Origin of the sequence: Arenimonas sp. (assembly GCF_047602345.1) — a bacterium.
In the GTDB taxonomy this organism is placed as follows: Bacteria; Pseudomonadota; Gammaproteobacteria; order Xanthomonadales; family Xanthomonadaceae; genus Arenimonas.
Map to the genome: position 1 here is coordinate 11586 of NZ_JASGHN010000001.1, position 16614 is coordinate 28199.

Genomic DNA, 16614 nt, shown 5'->3' on the forward strand with positions numbered 1-16614 from the left:
ACTACTGCAACGCCCGTTCGAGCAGAATCGGGATCGGTGAGTCGACCGGCAACGTCCCATACGCGAGGCCGGATTCGCGCGCGAGGCGCGCGCGGCAGAAGGCGGCTGCGACGTGAGCCTCGCCGTGGCGCCACAGTGTCGCGGCCTGCAAAGCCAGCACGAGTCGTTCGGTCAGCGCGCGCGCCTGCGCTTCGGCATTCGCCGGATCCGCCTGCAAGCAGGCGCGCAATCGAATCGCTTCGGCATCGAGGCGATCGTCGGCGCCACGCACGGCTTCCAACTCGGCGAAATATTCCCGCGCGCATTCCGGTTCGCGCTGCAGCACGCGCAACACGTCCAGGCATTGGATGTTGCCGCTACCTTCCCAGATCGAGTTCAGCGGCGCCTGGCGATACAGGCGCGGCAAACCCGATTCCTCGACATAACCGGCTCCGCCCAGGCATTCCTGCGCCTCGTTGACGAAACCGGGCGCGCGCTTGCACACCCAATACTTGCCGAGCGCCGTCGCCAACCGCGCGAACGCGGCCGCGCGCGCGTCGCGCGGGCCGGCATCGATGGCGCGCGCCACGCGCAGGGCCAGCGCCGTTGCCGCTTCCGATTCCAACGCCAGATCGGCCAGCACGTTGCGCATCAATGGCTGTTCGACCAGGCGCCGGCCGAAGGCCAGGCGATGGCGCGCGTGATGCAGGGCCTGCACCAGCGCCTGCCGCATCAGGCTGGCCGAACCGATCAGGCAGTCCTGCCGCGTCAACGCGACCATCTGCAGGATCGTCGCGATACCGCGACCTTCGTCGCCGACGCGCCAGGCCAGGGCGTGATCGAACTCCACTTCCGAACTGGCATTGCTGCGATCGCCGAGCTTGTCCTTGAGCCGCTGCAGGCGAATGCCGTTGCGCGTGCCGTCGGGCGCGAAGCGCGGCAGCAGGAAACAGCTCAGGCCGGCCTCGGCTTGTGCAAGCACCAGGAAGGCATCGCACATCGGCGCCGAGAAGAACCATTTGTGCCCGACCAGTTCGTACAGGCCGTCGCCCAAGGCGGTCGCACGAGTGGCATTGCTGCGCACGTCCGATCCGCCCTGCTTCTCGGTCATACCCATGCCGATCGTGTTGCCGGTCTTTTCCCAGGCCGGCGCATGCGCGGCATCGTAGGCATCGGACAGCACGCGCGGCAGCCAAGAAGAAGCCAGCGTCGGGGCCTGCTGCAAGCTCGGTATGCAGGCGTAACTCATCGTCAAGGGGCAGCTCGTGCCCTGGTCGGCCTGGTTGTGCAGGTACATCAGCGCCGCGCGTGCGACATGCGCGCCGGGCGTATTCGCATGCTTCCAACCGAAGTTCACGACGCCGTGCGCGACGGCGTTCTGCATCAGGCGGTGATAGGCCGGATGGAACTCGACCTGGTCGATGCGATGTCCGTAGCGGTCGAAGGTCTGGAGCTTGGGCGGGTTCTCGTTCGCCAGCCGCCCCAGCTCCATCATCTCTCCGCCGACCAGGGGGCCGAGCTTGGCGACGCGGTCCTCGGCCCATGCGCCGCCGTTGGCACGCAGCGCCTCGCGCAGCGGCAGATCGGTGGCGTAGGCGTCGTACGGCGACAGCGGCGGCGGCTGGTTGCCGACCTCATGGGTTTCGAACCCGCGCCCGACGCCCATGCCTCAGTCCCGCTCGACCAGGCGAAAGGTATTGCGACCGGCGGCCTTGGCGGCGTAAAGCGCCTGGTCGGCGGCTTCGAGCAGGGCCTGGGGCATCGGAGTCTGCCAGTAGAAGGCGATGCCGATGCTGGAGGTGGCCTGCACTTCGCCTTCTTCGAGCACGATCGGTTTCTTCATCGCATCGATCAGCTTGCTCGCGATCAGTTCGGCGATATCGGGAGAAAGCGCGTCCTCGACCAGTACGACGAACTCGTCGCCGCCGAAGCGCGCGACCAGGTCTTCCTCGCGTACGCAGCCGGCCAGGCGACGGGCGAATTCGCGGATCACCTGGTCGCCGACGCCATGGCCGAGGTTGTCGTTGATCTTCTTGAAGTGGTCGATGTCCAGGTACATCAGGATCACCGGCAAGTGCTGGCGCTTGCTGCGCGCCAGCGCGATCACCAGGCGTTCGTCGAAATGGCGCCGGTTGGCCAGGCCGGTCAGGCTATCGAAGCGCGCCTGCTGCGCCAGCTCGATCTCCGCGACCTTCAGCGCCGTGATATCCAGCGTCAGCGCGAAGAAACCCCTCACTTTCCCGTTCTCGTCGAGATCCGGGAGGTAGTTGGATTGGTAGTGGTAGTTCTGTCCGCCGACTTCGCCCTGTCCTTCGAAGGTCGTGCGGCGGCCGGCCAGGGCCGCCATGACATGCGGACGGATGTCCTTGTAATACTGGCCGCCGCGCACTTCTTCCAAGGTCCTGCCGATCATTCGTTCCGGCGGCACGCCGAAGACCTTCTGGTACATCGCGTTCGCGAATCGATAACGCTCCTCGGTATCGATGTAGGCGATCAGGGCCGGCATGTTGTCGGTGACCGCGCGCAGCAGTTGCCGGCTGCGCGCCAGGTCTTCCTCGGCGCGCTTGCGGGCGCTGATGTCGCGGCCGGTATAAACGACTTCGTATCCGCCGTCCGCGCCTTCGGCCGGCACGCGTCGCGCCAGGGCCTCGATCCAGACGTAGTGCCCGTCCTTGTGCCGCGCCCGATAAGCGGTCTGTACCGTACCGCCATCGGCGAACAGGCCTTTCACGGTATCGGCCAACGGAGCACGATCGTCCGGATGCACGAGCTCCCAGCGCGGCTCGCTCAGTTCGGAAGGCTCCCAACCGAGCATCGCCTTCGCCGCTGGCGAGACGTACAGCCGATGGCCGTCGGCGCGCATGCGCACCACGATATCGCTGGAATGGTCGGCCAGCATGCGGTATCGGGCTTCGCTCTCGCGCTGCTTCGCCAGCGCGGCCGCCAGGCGCTTGTTGGAACCGCGCTTCAGCAGATAGAAAGCGGCGACAGTGAGGAAGGCCGCGAAACCCGCGAGGTGCAAATAGGAATTGAGGCGATTGATGCGCGACAGGCTGTTCGCCTGTTGCTGGGCATGGTCGGCCTTCATCTGCAGCTGTTGCACGTCGGAGCTGCGGCGCGCGTATTCGACGCGCGCGTCGAAATCGTCCGACGCCTTCGCCCGATCGGACCGCTCGATCTCCGACTGCAGGTCGAGATAACGCAGCCACAAGGCCCGCTGGGCCGACGAAGGCTCGCCGCTTTCCGCGCCGATCCGGATCAGCTCCTGCAGGACGCGCAACTCCTCGCGGCCCTGGCCGAGCTGGCGAAAAAGTTCGACGGCCGACTGCAGTTCGCGCTCGCCTTCGACACGCTTGCCCGCCTGCACCGCCGCCAGCCCGATCACTTCACGTCCCTGGCCCTCGAGCTGGGCATTACGCAGTTGTCGCGCCAGGGCCAGCACCTGCCTGCCCGCCGTTTCCTGCGTGGCCGTATCGCGCTGCGCATGCGCCAGGCGCGCACGCTCGATCAACAACTCGGCGTGCAGCTTGGGATCGTTGACTTGCGCCATCAGGCTTTCGGCGCGGTCCAGCGAGGCGTAGGCCTCGTCCGGCTGGCGCAGATAGGCCTGCGCGCGCGCGCGATTCCGCAGCAACCGGACCTGCGTGGGCAGCGCCTCGTCGGCAGGCAGCATCTTCAGGCCGCGATCGGCATAACGCACGGCCTGTTCGTGCCTTCCAAGGGAATAGCTAAGAGAGGAATACGCGAGCACCACATCCGCGGAAAGATCCAGCGACGGCGTCGCCTGCAACAGCAGCTGCGCCTGGCCCAGCGACTGCTCGCCGTGCGAATAGTCCTGCAGCGCGACGCGCGCGCGCGCATCGGCAATGAGTCCGCGCACCTGCAAGAGCGGAATGCGCGCCTGCTTCGCCGCCTCGAACGCGCCGGTACCGGCGTCGCGCTGGCAGGTCCAATCGGCGATCACGCGACAGGCGTTCGCTTTCGCAAGGTAGAGCGAGGCCAGGGCCTGCCAGGCGCGCTTCTGCCTGGCTTCGGCGATCTTCGCAGGCAGCGCCTGAAGCGCGCCGTTCGGGTCGCCGAGCGCCTGCGTTTCCAAGGGGTGGCGATAACTGGCCCAATCGGTGTCCGGGCCGGGCGCAGCGGCCATGACCGGGCTCATGAAGAACGCCATCAGCAACAGGGCAGCGACACTGAGCAAGCCGGCCCGATCGATTCGCCGGAAACTCATAACTTGCAAAGCGCGAGCGATCCGGGCGGGCATGGAAGCCTCAGGCGGAATCGTCGGGCTCGAAGAAGCACCACTTCACGTCCGGGAAGCGCGCTTTCAGCGCGACCTCGGTGGCGTTGATCCCGGCGATGGCATCGGCGACGCTGACGGTGGAATCGGCCATTTCCGCCTGCACCGAGACCAGGATGTCGTTGCCCATCTGCAGGGTGATCAGGTTGAAGACGCGCTTGATCTCCGGACGTTGTTCGATGAACTCGCGTATGGCATCGCGTTGCCCGCTGTCGACGCTCTGCCCGATCAGCATCGCCTTCACTTCCACCGCCACGAACACCGCGACGATGATCAGCAGCGCGCCGATGCCGAGCGTGCCGATCGCATCCCAGACGGGATTGCCGGTGATCATGGTCAGCACGACGGCGAACAGCGCGAAGACCAGACCAAGCAGGGCCGCCAGATCCTCGCCGAAGATCACCACCAGTTCGGCCTGTCGGCTGTCGCGGAACCAGCGCCACAGGCTCTGGCTGCCGCGGGCCTTGTTCACCTCGATCATGCACGCGCGCATCGACACGGCTTCGGCGAGGATGCCGAAGGTGAGCACGCCGACGGCCACCCAGGGGTAGCTCAGCGGCTCCGGCGCGTGCAGCTTGTGCCAGCCTTCGTACAAAGAGAACATGCCGCCGACCGAGAACAGCATCAGGGCGACGAGGAAGGACCAGAAATAGATCTCCTTGCCGTAGCCGAGCGGATAGTCCGGCGAGGGCGGTCGCTTCGCGCGCTTGATGCCGAGCAGCAGCAAACCCTGGTTGCCGCAATCGGCCAGCGAGTGCACCGCTTCGGCCAGCATCGCACCGGACCCGGTGATCGACGCGGCGACGGACTTGGCCACGAAGATCGCGAAGTTTGCGCCCAGCGCATAAAGAATCGTCTTGACCGAATCGCCTTTGCCAGCCATGCAGCGCGCGCGCCTTTGTCTTCTTCCGGAGCTTCAGTCTAGCATCGCCCGGCGACCGGCCGTGGCCCGGATCCGGCCATGATCGGCCGGTCTAGAGCAGTACGACCATCGCGACATGGCATGCTGAACGCATGACCAGTCCGCGCTCCCGCGCCTCCGATCCCTACCGCCACGAAAACCTGCGCCTGGCCGATGGGCGGGAACTATGCCTGCGGCCGATCGACCCGGCCGACGCCGCGCCGATCGACGCCGCATTCGCCCTGCTGCACGAGGACGAAGTCCGCCGCCGATTCCTGCATCCGGTGAAGGCGCTGAGCCCCGATCATCTGTTGCGCCTGACGCATCCGCCTACGCACGAAGCCTACGCCGTCGTCGCCGCCGAAGCCCTGCCGCCCGGCGAAGCCCTGGTCGGCGCCGTCGCGCGCGCCGCGCGCGAAACCCCGGGTTCGGATCGCGCCGAGTTCGGCTTGCTGGTCAGCCACTACATCGCCGGCCAGGGCCTGGGACGGCGCCTGCTCTCGCGACTGATCGAATGGAGCCACCGCGAAGGCTTGCGCACGCTCTGGGGCGATACGATCGAGGACAATCTGCCGATGCTGCACGTCGCCGATGCCCTGGGTTTTCGCCGCGAGGCGCTGCGCGAAGCTTCCGGCCTGATCCGCATCAGCCTCAATCTGACGCAGGCGGCGCGGACGTCGCGGCGCCGCCCTCGGATGTGAGGGATTCGAAGCCGGCCGGCTGTTAAAATGTTCGGCTAATGAATCAGCCCACCGCACTCCCGACCCCGCCGCAACCGCGCGCGGGGCAGCAGCGCGCCTACTGGCGAGCACCAGGCAGCCCGAGCGCGCTCGCGCTGGGAATCGCCGAGCTGGCGCGTCGTCGCGACGGCCTCGTGCTGGTGGTCGTCAGCGAAACGCATGCCTCGCAATCGCTGGAAAGCGACCTGCGCCTGTTCCTGGCCGACGCGCAGGGCGCCGACGGCGTGCCGGTATTGAGCTTTCCCGACTGGGAAACCCTGCCCTACGATCTTTTCAGTCCGCACCCCGACATCGTTTCGCAACGCGTCGCCGCCCTGTATCGCCTGCGGTCGACCCGGCGCGGCGTATTGGTGGTCCCCGTTTCGTCGCTGATGCAACGCCTGCCGCCGCCGGGCTGGATCGCCGGCAATGCGCTCGACCTGCGCCGCGGACAGAAGCTCGATCTCGACGTCGAGAAGCGACGATTGGAATCCTCCGGCTACCGCAACGTGCCGCAGGTGCTCGACCCCGGCGATTTCGCCGTACGCGGGGCGCTGCTCGACCTGTATCCGATGGGCTCGGACCGCCCCTTCCGCATCGAGCTGCTCGACGACGAGATCGATTCGCTGCGCAGCTTCGATCCGGAAACGCAGCGCTCGGAACAGCCGGTGGAGTCGATCAAACTGCTGCCGGCGCGCGAATTCCCGCTCGACGCGGCGACGACCAAGCGCGTGCGCGAAAAGCTCAGCGAACGCTTCGACATCGATCCGCGGCGTTGCCCGCTGTACCAGGACTTGAAGGAAGGCGGTGCGCCCGCCGGCATCGAATACTACCTGCCGCTGTTCTTCGAGGACGGCAAGGCCGGGGTCGTTTCCCTGTTCCAGCACCTGGATCAGAACGCATTGCTGGTCCTCGGCGATGGCGTCGAGGCCGCGGCGGAGCACGCCTGGGCGCAGACGCGCGAGCGCTGGGAACAGCGCCGCCACGACATCGAGCGGCCGGTACTGGCGCCGGAAGAACTTTTCCTGTCGCCGGATGCGCTGCGCGCCGAGTTCAACCGGCACGAACGCATCGAAGTCTGCGGCACGAGCCATGCGCAGGCCGAAAAAGCGATCGCCATCGCCGAATTGCCGGTGCCCTCTTTGCCCTGGAACGCGAAAGGCGAAGCGGCCGGCGCGGCCCTGCGTTCGTTCCTGGACAGCTATCCGGGCCGCGTCCTGCTCGCTGCCGACTCGGCCGGCCGGCGCGAAGCCTTGACCGAACTGCTGGCGGCGGCCGATCTGCATCCGCAAGGCTTGCGCGGCTGGAGCGACTTCGTCGCCGACGATGCGCGGTTCGCGATCGGCGTCGCGCCGTTCGAAGACGGATTCGCACTGTCGGCGCCGGCCCTGACGGTGCTGACCGAACGCCAGCTCTTCCCGGATCGCAGCGACCAGAGCCGACGCCGCAAGCGCGTCGCGCGCGATCCCGAACAGATCCTGCGCGACCTCAGCGAAATCTCCATCGGAGCGCCGATCGTGCACGAGGACCATGGCGTCGGCCGTTACCAGGGCCTGGTCGTGCTCGAATCGGGCGGCGTGCACGGCGAATACCTGTGCATCGAATACGCCAAGGGCGACAAGCTCTACGTGCCGGTCGCGCAGTTGCAGCTGGTCAGCCGCTATTCCGGCACCGCGCCGGAGTTCGCCCCCCTGCATTCGCTCGGCGGCGAGGCTTGGGAGAAGGCGAAGAAGAAAGCCGCCGAGAAGGTGCGCGACGTCGCCGCCGAATTGCTCGAGATCCAGGCGCGCCGACAGGCACGGCAGGGCCTGGCGCTGCGACTCGATCGCGCGATGTACGAACCCTTCGCCGCCGCCTTCCCGTTCGAAGAAACGCCGGACCAGCTAGCGGCCATCGATGCCGTCATCGCCGACCTGGCGCAAGCGCAGCCGATGGATCGCGTCGTCTGCGGCGATGTCGGTTTCGGCAAGACCGAGGTAGCCGTGCGCGCGGCCTTCGTCGCGGCGGCGTCGGGCAAGCAGGTCGCCCTGCTGGTGCCGACCACCCTGCTGGCCGAACAGCACTACCGCAATTTCCGCGACCGCTACGCCGACTCGCCCATCCGCGTCGAAGTGCTGTCGCGCTTCAAGTCGGCCAAGGAAATCAAAGCCGTCCTGGCCCAAGTCGAGGAAGGCCGGATCGACGTGATCGTCGGTACGCACCGGTTGTTGCAGCCGGACGTGCGCTTCAAGGACCTGGGCCTCGTCATCGTCGACGAAGAGCAGCGTTTCGGCGTGCGACAGAAAGAAGCGTTGAAGGCGCTGCGCGCCGAGGTCCATCTGCTGACGCTGACGGCAACCCCCATCCCGCGCACCCTGAACATGGCGATGAGCGGCCTGCGCGAGCTGTCGATCATCGGCACGCCGCCCGCGCATCGCCTCGCGGTGAAGACCTTCGTCAGCACCTGGGATGCCGCCCTGCTGCGCGAGGCGTTCCAGCGCGAGCTGGCGCGCGGCGGCCAGGTGTATTTCCTGCACAACGAGGTCGATACCATCGAGAAGATGGCGCGCGAGCTCGGCGAACTGGTTCCGGAAGCGCGCATCCGGGTCGCGCATGGCCAGATGCCGGAACGCGAACTGGAACAGGTGATGCTCGACTTCCATCGCCAGCGCTTCAACGTGCTGGTCTGCACGACGATCATCGAATCGGGCATCGATATCCCGTCGGCGAATACGATCATCGTGAATCGGGCGGACAAGTTCGGCCTGGCGCAGCTGCACCAGTTGCGTGGCCGCGTCGGCCGCTCGCACCACCGCGCCTATGCCTACCTGATCGTGCCGCCGAAGAAGGCGATGAGCTCCGATGCGGAGAAGCGCCTGGAAGCGCTGGCTTCGCTGGAAGAACTCGGCGCCGGTTTCACGTTGGCGACGCACGATCTCGAGATCCGCGGCGCCGGCGAGCTGCTGGGCGAAAGCCAGTCGGGGCAGATCGCCGAGATCGGTTTCAGCCTGTATACCGAACTGCTCGAACGCGCGGTGAAATCGATCAAGTCGGGCAAGATTCCCGACCTCGACCCGGCCACGCGCCACGGCGCCGACGTCGAGCTGCATTCGCCGGCCCTGATCCCGGAAGACTACCTGCCCGATGTGCATGCGCGCCTGACCCTGTACAAGCGCATCGCTTCGGCCCGCGACGAGGATGCCTTGCGCGAATTGCAGGTCGAGATGGTGGACCGTTTCGGCGTCCTACCCGATGCGGCGAAGCAATTGTTCGCCGTGGCCGAGTTGAAGCTTGAGGCGACGCGCCTGGGCATGCGCAAGCTCGAACTCGGCGAGAACGGCGGGCGGGTGCATTTCCTGCCCAAACCCAATGTTGATCCGATGTCGGTGATCCGTCTGATCCAGTCGCAGCCGAAGACCTATTCGATGGACGGCCCGGACAAGCTGCGACTGCGTTTGCCTCTGCCCGATGCCGCCTCGCGCCTGCGCACGGCCCGCGGACTGCTGACCCTGTTCCGCAGCACGTAGGCTGGGCTGGCAAGCCCAGCGTGTTACAGGCGTTGCCGTGGCTTCAGTCAAGCTGGGCTGGCAAGCCCAGCCTGCGATCTCTCCTGCGATTGCGACGCGTCGCCAGCAAGCTGGCTCCTGCGGCAGCGGAATGATTCGTTGCGGCGATGCGCTCGGAGCCGGGGCGCGTTTCTGCGATGCTAGGGCCTCGAATCCGCGAGGCGACCGCCATGCCCGACATCCTTGCTCCGCGCGTGCACGACCTCGGTGGTTTCACCGTGGGCCGATTGCTGCCGCACATGAACCACCGCAGCCTCGGCCCCTTCGTTTTCTTCGACCATATCGGTCCGGCGGTGCTCGGCACGAAGAACAATGTCGATGTGCGGCCGCATCCGCATATCGGCCTGGCGACCGTGACCTATCTGTGGGAAGGCGCGATGCTGCACCGCGACAGCCTCGGTTCGCTGCAGGAGATCCAGCCCGGCGACGTGAACTGGATGACGGCCGGGCGCGGCATCGTGCACTCGGAACGTACGCCGGAACGCTTGCGCGGCATCGACCACGGTTTCCACGGGCTGCAGACCTGGGTGGCCTTGCCGCGCGAGCACGAGGAAACCGCACCATCGTTCGCGCACCATCCGAAAGACACCCTGCCGGTGATCGAAGGCGATGGCGTGCGCCTGGTGATCGTCGCCGGACACGGTTTCGGCCAGCGATCGCCGGTGGAAGTATTGAGCGAAACGCTCTACGTATCGATGGACCTGAAAGCCGGCGCCGAACTGGTGGTTCCGGCCGAACATGCCGAACGCGCCATCTTTCCGGTCGCCGGCGAATGGCTGCTCGACGACATCCCGCTGGAGAACGGCAAGCTGGTCGTGCTCGAGACCGACAGCCTGCCGCTGCTGTTCGCCAAGACCGACGCGCGCGCCATGCTGCTCGGCGGCGCGCCGCTCGACGGCCCGCGCTTCGTCTGGTGGAACTTCGTCAGCAGCTCGCGCGAACGCATCGAACGCGCGAAAGCCGAATGGCGCGATCAGGCGATGGGGCGAGTGGAAGGGGAGACGGAGTTCATTCCGTTGCCCGAAAAATAGAAACGAGTGAAGAGAAACGAGGAGTGAGTAGAAGCTGCAGTTCACTCGTTCCTCGTACCTCTGCACTCGTTCCTCGCTCTCAGAATCGCCCTTCCTGGTAGTCCACGAAGGCCTGCATGATCTGTTCCTTCGTGTTCATCACGAACGGGCCGTAACGCGCCACCGGCTCGCGCAACGGCCGGCCCGCGACGAGAATCAGGCGACTGGCGCTGCGCGCGGTGAAACGCACCGATCCGCTGCGACCGAAGACCAGCAGGTCGCCCTTCATCACCGGCTCGCTCTCGCCGCCGATGTCGGCCGCGCCTTCATAGGCATACGCGAAGGCGGTATGGCCTTCCGGCACGGGCTGTTCGAAGCTCGCGCCCGCATCCAGCAGGATGTCCAGATACAAGGGATCGGTCGCCGGCTGCTTCACCGGGCCTTCGGTCTCGCCGACCTGGCCCGCGATCACCTTGACGCGCACGCCCGCGGCGGGTTCCGCCACCGGAATGCGATCCGGCGCGAATTCCTGGTACTGCGGCGCCGTCATCTTGTCCTTCGCCGGCAGATTGACCCAGAGCTGGAAGCCGCGCATCAGGCCGTGCTCCTGCTCGGGCATCTCCGAATGCACGATGCCGCGCCCCGCCGTCATCCACTGCACCGCGCCCGGCGTCAGCAGGCCTTCGTTGCCATGGTTGTCCTTGTGCCGCATGCGGCCGTCGAGCATGTAGGTCACCGTCTCGAAGCCGCGGTGCGGGTGCGAGGGGAAGCCGGCGATGTAGTCGCCGGGCTTGTCGGAACCGAATTCGTCGAGCAGCAGGAAAGGGTCGAGGTCGGGCAACTGCTGCGTCCCGATCACGCGGGTCAGGCGCACGCCGGCGCCGTCCGAGGCGGGCAGGCCGCGGCTGCGACGGTCGATGCGGCGGTATGGGGTCTGGCTCATGGCTCCTCCTGTCTATGCCAGCAAGATAGGGCTCGGCCCCATCCACCCCAAGTGCCGCCATCGCAACCCAGCGTTCCCGGCGTGACCGGTTCGCGCGCGTTTGTTCGTGAGCTTTCCTGAGTCCCCGGCGCCGTGCCTATGAGCCTGCAGACACCCCGCCCCGCTGCCCTGTACCTGCTCGAGCCGAAACCCGGGGTCGGCGAGTCGACCCTGCCCACGATTTCGACCCCGCGCCTGCGTCTGCGCTGGCTGGACGTCCAGGACATCGACGACCTGTTCCGCGTCTTCTCCGACCCGCAGGCGACGCGCTATTGGAGCCATGCGACCTTCGCCAGCCGCGACGACGCCAGCATCTACCTCGATGCGATCCACCGCAGTTTCGATCGCGGCGAGTCCTACCAGTGGGGCGTGGTGCTCGCGGGCAGCGGCCAGCTGATCGGTACCTGCAACCTGGCACGGGTCGATCCGGTGCACGGGCGCGCGGAAGTAGGCTTCATCATCAGCCGCTCGCACTGGGGCCACCGCTACGGTCGCGAAGTATTGGGCGCCTTGCTCGACCATGCCTTCAGTTACCTCGGCCTGCGCCGTCTCGAAGCCGACATCGATCCGCGCAACCAGACGGCGCTGCAGACGCTGGAGTCGGTCGGTTTCAAGCGCGAAGGCTACCTGCGGCAGCGCTGGCAGCTCAATGGCGAAACGCAGGACAGCATCCTGCTCGGTCTGCTCGACAACGAACGCCTGCGCCACGGCTGACGCGCGGCGCGATTTCCGCTCAGCGCATCGAACGCGCCGGCATCGCCCGCGAGACGCGGCGCTGGTAGACGTACACGGTGGCGGGCGGGACATTCCACCAGGTGAAACTGGCGCGGTGCGCGCTGAGCCCCATCGCCTCGATCACTTCGCGCGCCACCGGATTGGCCGGCCCGTAAGTGAACTGGATGAAGCGGCCTTCCGGCAGCAGGCTGTCGAACGCGGCCGACAGGATCGATTGCTGCATCTGCCGGGGCATCGACAGCAGGCCCAGGCCCGAGATGATGGCATCGGCGCGCTGTTCGCCACCGAAGCCATGCGCTGCGGCGATCTCGCGCAGGTTGCCGGCATCGCCGCAGACCACCGCCGCGCCGGGGAACTGGCGAACGAGGTGCTGGTGCAATTCCTCGTTCAGCTCGAGCACGAGCAGATCGGCCGGCGCGATGCCGTGGTCGATCAGCGCCTGGGTGAACACGCCGGTGCCGCCACCCAGCTCGATCACGCGATGGGCCGAGCGCGGCAGCTGCGACATCATCTGTCGCGCCAGTTGCCGGCTCGAGGGCGAGATGGCGGCCACCGCCAAAGGGTTCTTCAACCATTGCAGGAAGAAGGTCCAGCTGGCGGGCAGGCTGCGGGCGGCGGCGCGGTCGTCTTTCATCAAGGCGAGCATAATGCAGGCGGAAGTATTTCGTCCGGGTTAAGCCGCCCAGGCCAAGAATGGATTCATCCCGCCCCTGGAGTCCGCCATGCGTGCCCTACCCCTGATGATCGCCGCCAGCCTGAGCCTTTGCGGCCTAGCCCACGCCTCCAGCGCCAGCGCGCCGGCCGAGCCGCCCGCATCGACCCGGATCCTGCCGGTCGCCCAATGCCTGGACCCGCAGATGGCCCGCGGCTGGACCCAGATGGACAACGGCGACCTGCTGGTCGATGCCGGGCGCAACAAGTACCGCATGCGGGTCGCCCCGGCCTGCACGGCGTTGAGCTACAGCAATTTCGTCGGCTTCCGCGGCGACCCGATCACCGGCCGCGTCTGCGGCGGCTTCCGCGATGCCGTGCTCACCCGCGACTATCCCTGCAAGATCGAAGGCATGCAGCGCCTGAGCAAGGAAGAGTACGAGGCCACGCTGAAGGCCGACAAGGAAGCGCGCAAGGCGCGCAAGACCAGCAAGGAAAAGGCGAAAGCCGAAGCCAAGTAAGCTGCGTTTTCCATAGGCGCGCGGGCTGCGGTTCGCGCGTTTTTTTAGTGGGCTTGAGCCCACCCTGCGCCCGTGTGAATTGGTGGACTTGAGCCCGCCCTACACCCACCCTACGCCCGGCGGATTTCCCAGGCGCGATGGATGCGCGGGTTCCGCTCGAAGTCTTCGTCGATGGTGTCGCGGCTGATTTCGCGGCAGATCGCGAACTCGGCCAGGGCGGCTTCGTCGAGCTTGAAGCGCCGGTAGTTGTTCGAGAACAGCAAGAGACCCTTCGCCGACAATCGTGCGACGGCGGCGCGCAGCAGGCGCACGTGGTCGCGCTGCGTGTCGAAATCGTCGGCGCGCTTGGAATTCGAGAACGTCGGCGGATCGCAGAAGATCAGGTCGTACTCGCCGCGGTCGGCCTCCAGCCAACGCAATGCGTCGGCCTGCGCGAGGCGGTGCGCCTGGCCTTTCATGCCATTCAAGGCGAGGTTCTGCGCCGCCCACTCGAGATACGTCGCCGACAGGTCCACGCTGGTGGTATGCGTCGCGCCGCCGACCGCCGCCTGCACGCTGGCGGCCCCGGTGTAGCAGAACAGGTTCAGGAAACGCAGGCCGTCCGATTCGCGCGCGATGCGCAGGCGCAAGGGGCGATGGTCCAGGAACAGACCGGTGTCCAGGTAATCGAACAGATTGACGCGCAGTTTCGCCGCGCCTTCGCGCACGGTCATGAACTCTTCGCGCCGATCCATGCGCCCGTACTGGCTGCCGCCCTTCGCGCGCGACCGCGTCTTCGTCACCACCTGTTCGCGCGGCAGCGCGAAGACGTCACGCAGGGCCGCCAATAATTCGCCAAACCGCCGCCGCGTATCGGCCTCGGGAATCGTGCTGGGCGCTTCGTACTCCTGCACATGCAGGAAAGTACGTCGCTCGCCTTCCGCTTCGGCATAAACATCCACTGCCGCCGAATACTCCGGCAGGTCTGCATCGTAGACGCGATAGCAGTCGATGCCGTTGCGCTCGCGCCAGGACTTGAAGCGCTTGAGATTCTTGCGCAAGCGGTTCGCGACCATCACCGCGCCGTCGCTCAAGGGCGCAGGCGCACGCTCCTCGCGCATCGGCGGCGCCACCGGATCGCAAACGATCAGCGAACATTCGAGCGCGCCATTGAACATCGCGTACTTTTTCGCCGCACGCAGGCCGGTCGCACGCGCGAGTTCCTCGTCGCCGCAGAGCAGGCTGGCGCGCCAAGCCGGCACGGCACGACGCAGGGCATCGCCGAGTTCGCGATACAGAGCAGGATCGGCCGCGAGGCGCTGGTCGTAGGGCGGATTGCAGACGACGGTGCCGCGCTCGATGCCCGGCGAAACCAGGGCCGAAACCGCCTTGCGATCGAAGCGGATCAGCTCGGCCACGCCGGCGCGATCCGCATTGGCCATCGCCGACCGCAGCGCGTTCGGATCGGTATCGGCGCCGAAGAAAACCGGCTTCAGCGCCGCACGCCCGGCGTCGGCGCGCGCCTGCGCGTCCTGCACCAGGCGCGACCAGAGAGCGGCATCGAAACCGAGCCATCGACTCGGTTGCTCGCCGCGCCAGCGCTGCAGGCCCGGCGCTTCGTTCGCCGCCATCAACACGCCTTCGATCAGCAGGGTGCCGCTGCCGCACATCGGGTCGAGCAGGCCGCCGCCTTCGGCGTGGATCTTCGGCCATTGGCCGCGCATCAGCATCGCGGCGGCCAGGTTTTCCTTCAACGGCGCTTCGCCCTGCGAGGCGCGCCATCCGCGGCGATGCAAGGAGCCGCCACCGATGTCCAGCGAGAGGATCGCACGGCCCTTGCGTACCAGCAGGTTCACGCGCACATCGGGCGCGGCCGTATCCACCGACGGCCGCGCACCATGCCTGGCGCGAATCCGGTCGACGATGGCGTCTTTCACGCGTTGCGCGGCGTAACGTTCGTGCGTCAGTGTTGGACCCGACACATGCGCATCCACCGCCAGCGTGCCTTCCGGCGCCAGATGCTCGGCCCAATCGATCGCATGCACGCCCTGGTAGAGGTCCTGCTCGTTCGCGCAATCGAATTCAGCCAGCGGCCACAACACACGGCTGGCCAGGCGCGATTCGAGCGCGGCGCGATATACGGCTTCGGCTTCGCCTTCGACATTCGCGCCGGCGACCGAAGCAGTGGCGCGGCTCGCGCCCAGCGCCAGCAGCTCGTCCACCAGCAGGTATTCCAGGCCCTTGCCGCAGGCAACGAAAAAGTTCATGCCAACTTCTGCAGGAGTCGGGCGAATTCTTCGCCGCAGAACGCGACGTGGTCCACGAGGCGATGACTGTCGTTGACGAAGATCGTGTGGTCGCGCCGTGCCGCGGCCCAGCGCGCGACTTCCGTCGCCGGAATCAGTTCGTCGTCCCAACCGTGCACGACATGCGTCGGCACATGGGCGGCTTCAAGCTTGAAATCATAGCCTTCCAACTGCGTCGGCGGCGCCATCAGGAACAGGCCGACCACCGGCACCTGCAGCGAGACGCGCGCCGAAATGAAAGCGCCCATGCTCGAACCGGCCAGGACCAGCGGGCCCTGCACGCGCGATGCGATCTCGTGCAGACGCAGGATACGGCCTTGCACGTCGCCGAGCCGGCTGCGCGAGAAATCGTTGTCCCAGGAACGGTAATCGGGGCGCTCGTGCGTCCAGCCCAGCGCTTCGGCGGCCTGCGACAAGGCCGTGGCCTTGGTCGCATCCGGGCTGCTTTCCAGACCGTGCGAAATGATCACATGGCCTTTCACGCGCCAGCCTCGCTCACCGACACCACGTCATCGCCGATGCGCAGCACGCCGCCTTCGAGGATGCGCGCGCATAGGCCGCCATGCCCGCGCATCGCGTTGTAGCCGCCGGGGCCAAGCGCATCTTCCATGCGCGAGCAGGGGTCGCATTCGTCCGTGCCTTCCAGCAGCACCTCGCCGATGCGGAAGCGCCGGCCCTTCAACGCAATCAAAGGCAGGCCAGACACGACGATATTCCGCCGCAGCAGGGCAGGCGGCACGGAAGCATGCCCCGACAGGGCCGCAATCGCCGGCAGATGCTCGGCCTGGATCAGGGTGATGCCGCGCTTGCCGCTGCCGCTGGTGTAACGATCGCCCGTCAGGCCGATGCCGGTCGTGGCGAAGGCTTCGCTCACTTCCTGCATCGGCACGTCGCGCTTCGGACGCAGGCCGATCCATACCACACGCCCGGGGCGCGGCAGATTGGCCATCAGGCGGCCCAGCGCGGAATCGGAAGGCAGCGACATCGGA

The 16614-nt window shown here is 66.8% G+C and carries 13 protein-coding genes; 5 read left to right on the forward strand and 8 right to left on the reverse strand.

What is annotated here, in order from left to right; translation table 11 throughout:
• Nucleotide 1 precedes the first annotated feature (1 nt).
• Genes QM707_RS00070 through QM707_RS00080 form a run of 3 tightly spaced genes read right to left on the reverse strand, consistent with a single transcriptional unit; the run spans nucleotide 2 to nucleotide 5159 of the window.
• Complete coding sequence (locus QM707_RS00070; protein ID WP_414999842.1) at nucleotides 2–1645, reverse strand: isovaleryl-CoA dehydrogenase; 1644 nt, start codon at nucleotides 1643–1645, stop codon at nucleotides 2–4.
• 3 nt (nucleotides 1646–1648) lie between these two features.
• Nucleotides 1649–4207: a diguanylate cyclase domain-containing protein gene (locus tag QM707_RS00075; protein ID WP_414999843.1), complete on the reverse strand. Its 2559-nt coding sequence runs from the start codon at nucleotides 4205–4207 to the stop codon at nucleotides 1649–1651.
• Nucleotides 4208–4247: 40 nt separating this feature from the next.
• On the reverse strand, nucleotides 4248–5159 hold the full coding sequence (locus QM707_RS00080; RefSeq protein ID WP_414999844.1) for a cation diffusion facilitator family transporter: 912 nt from the start codon (nucleotides 5157–5159) through the stop codon (nucleotides 4248–4250).
• A 131-nt stretch (nucleotides 5160–5290) separates the two neighbouring features.
• Between QM707_RS00080 and QM707_RS00085 the strand changes: the two genes are divergently transcribed.
• The 3 genes from QM707_RS00085 (at nucleotide 5291) to QM707_RS00095 (ending at nucleotide 10472) form a co-directional block, all read left to right on the forward strand.
• Nucleotides 5291–5878, forward strand: a complete 588-nt coding sequence (locus QM707_RS00085) for a GNAT family N-acetyltransferase (RefSeq protein WP_414999845.1) — start codon at nucleotides 5291–5293, stop codon at nucleotides 5876–5878.
• A gap of 38 nt (nucleotides 5879–5916) precedes the next feature.
• On the forward strand, nucleotides 5917–9402 hold the full coding sequence (gene mfd, locus QM707_RS00090) for a transcription-repair coupling factor (RefSeq protein ID WP_414999846.1): 3486 nt from the start codon (nucleotides 5917–5919) through the stop codon (nucleotides 9400–9402).
• Between the two features lie 209 nt (nucleotides 9403–9611).
• Entirely contained in the window at nucleotides 9612–10472 is an 861-nt protein-coding gene (locus QM707_RS00095) for a pirin family protein (protein WP_414999847.1), read from the forward strand.
• Nucleotides 10473–10551: 79 nt separating this feature from the next.
• On the opposite strand, the gene QM707_RS00100 is transcribed toward QM707_RS00095, so the two are convergent.
• Nucleotides 10552–11394: a pirin family protein gene (locus QM707_RS00100; protein ID WP_414999848.1), complete on the reverse strand. Its 843-nt coding sequence runs from the start codon at nucleotides 11392–11394 to the stop codon at nucleotides 10552–10554.
• A gap of 138 nt (nucleotides 11395–11532) precedes the next feature.
• On the opposite strand from QM707_RS00100, the gene QM707_RS00105 reads away from it, so the two are divergent.
• Nucleotides 11533–12147 (forward strand): GNAT family N-acetyltransferase, encoded by a 615-nt coding sequence (locus QM707_RS00105; RefSeq protein ID WP_414999849.1) that lies wholly within the window; start codon nucleotides 11533–11535, stop codon nucleotides 12145–12147.
• Nucleotides 12148–12166: 19 nt separating this feature from the next.
• On the opposite strand, the gene QM707_RS00110 is transcribed toward QM707_RS00105, so the two are convergent.
• Nucleotides 12167–12802, reverse strand: coding sequence for a class I SAM-dependent methyltransferase (locus QM707_RS00110; protein WP_414999850.1), 636 nt, complete (start codon nucleotides 12800–12802; stop codon nucleotides 12167–12169).
• A gap of 88 nt (nucleotides 12803–12890) precedes the next feature.
• On the opposite strand from QM707_RS00110, the gene QM707_RS00115 reads away from it, so the two are divergent.
• Nucleotides 12891–13340 carry a DUF6491 family protein gene (locus QM707_RS00115; protein WP_414999851.1) on the forward strand — a complete coding sequence of 150 codons (450 nt, stop codon included), beginning with the start codon at nucleotides 12891–12893 and terminating at the stop codon, nucleotides 13338–13340.
• 110 nt (nucleotides 13341–13450) lie between these two features.
• Here the strand turns inward: QM707_RS00115 and rlmKL are convergent, their stop codons facing one another.
• The 3 genes from rlmKL to QM707_RS00130 are packed head-to-tail and all read right to left on the reverse strand — an operon-like array spanning nucleotide 13451 to nucleotide 16610.
• Nucleotides 13451–15586, reverse strand: a complete 2136-nt coding sequence (gene rlmKL / locus QM707_RS00120; protein WP_414999852.1) for a bifunctional 23S rRNA (guanine(2069)-N(7))-methyltransferase RlmK/23S rRNA (guanine(2445)-N(2))-methyltransferase RlmL — start codon at nucleotides 15584–15586, stop codon at nucleotides 13451–13453.
• A complete protein-coding gene (locus QM707_RS00125; RefSeq protein ID WP_414999853.1) occupies nucleotides 15583–16107 on the reverse strand; it encodes a hypothetical protein in 525 nt (174 codons plus the stop codon). The genes rlmKL and QM707_RS00125 overlap by 4 nt, the downstream gene beginning before the upstream one ends.
• Entirely contained in the window at nucleotides 16104–16610 is a 507-nt protein-coding gene (locus QM707_RS00130; RefSeq protein ID WP_414999854.1) for an MOSC domain-containing protein, read from the reverse strand. The genes QM707_RS00125 and QM707_RS00130 overlap by 4 nt, the downstream gene beginning before the upstream one ends.
• Nucleotides 16611–16614: the final 4 nt, after the last annotated feature.

What these genes read in the sequence shown, in the direction of transcription:
- QM707_RS00095 (WP_414999847.1), top strand. Translation starts at nt 9,612, where the DNA reads ATGCCCGACATCCTTGCTCCGCGCGTGCACGACCTCGGTGGTTTCACC.
- rlmKL (WP_414999852.1), bottom strand. Translation starts at nt 15,586, where the DNA reads ATGAACTTTTTCGTTGCCTGCGGCAAGGGCCTGGAATACCTGCTGGTG.
- QM707_RS00110 (WP_414999850.1), bottom strand. Translation starts at nt 12,802, where the DNA reads ATGAAAGACGACCGCGCCGCCGCCCGCAGCCTGCCCGCCAGCTGGACC.
- QM707_RS00070 (WP_414999842.1), bottom strand. Translation starts at nt 1,645, where the DNA reads ATGGGCGTCGGGCGCGGGTTCGAAACCCATGAGGTCGGCAACCAGCCG.
- QM707_RS00075 (WP_414999843.1), bottom strand. Translation starts at nt 4,207, where the DNA reads ATGAGTTTCCGGCGAATCGATCGGGCCGGCTTGCTCAGTGTCGCTGCC.
- QM707_RS00085 (WP_414999845.1), top strand. Translation starts at nt 5,291, where the DNA reads ATGACCAGTCCGCGCTCCCGCGCCTCCGATCCCTACCGCCACGAAAAC.
- mfd (WP_414999846.1), top strand. Translation starts at nt 5,917, where the DNA reads ATGAATCAGCCCACCGCACTCCCGACCCCGCCGCAACCGCGCGCGGGG.
- QM707_RS00105 (WP_414999849.1), top strand. Translation starts at nt 11,533, where the DNA reads ATGAGCCTGCAGACACCCCGCCCCGCTGCCCTGTACCTGCTCGAGCCG.
- QM707_RS00080 (WP_414999844.1), bottom strand. Translation starts at nt 5,159, where the DNA reads ATGGCTGGCAAAGGCGATTCGGTCAAGACGATTCTTTATGCGCTGGGC.
- QM707_RS00100 (WP_414999848.1), bottom strand. Translation starts at nt 11,394, where the DNA reads ATGAGCCAGACCCCATACCGCCGCATCGACCGTCGCAGCCGCGGCCTG.
- QM707_RS00130 (WP_414999854.1), bottom strand. Translation starts at nt 16,610, where the DNA reads ATGTCGCTGCCTTCCGATTCCGCGCTGGGCCGCCTGATGGCCAATCTG.
- QM707_RS00115 (WP_414999851.1), top strand. Translation starts at nt 12,891, where the DNA reads ATGCGTGCCCTACCCCTGATGATCGCCGCCAGCCTGAGCCTTTGCGGC.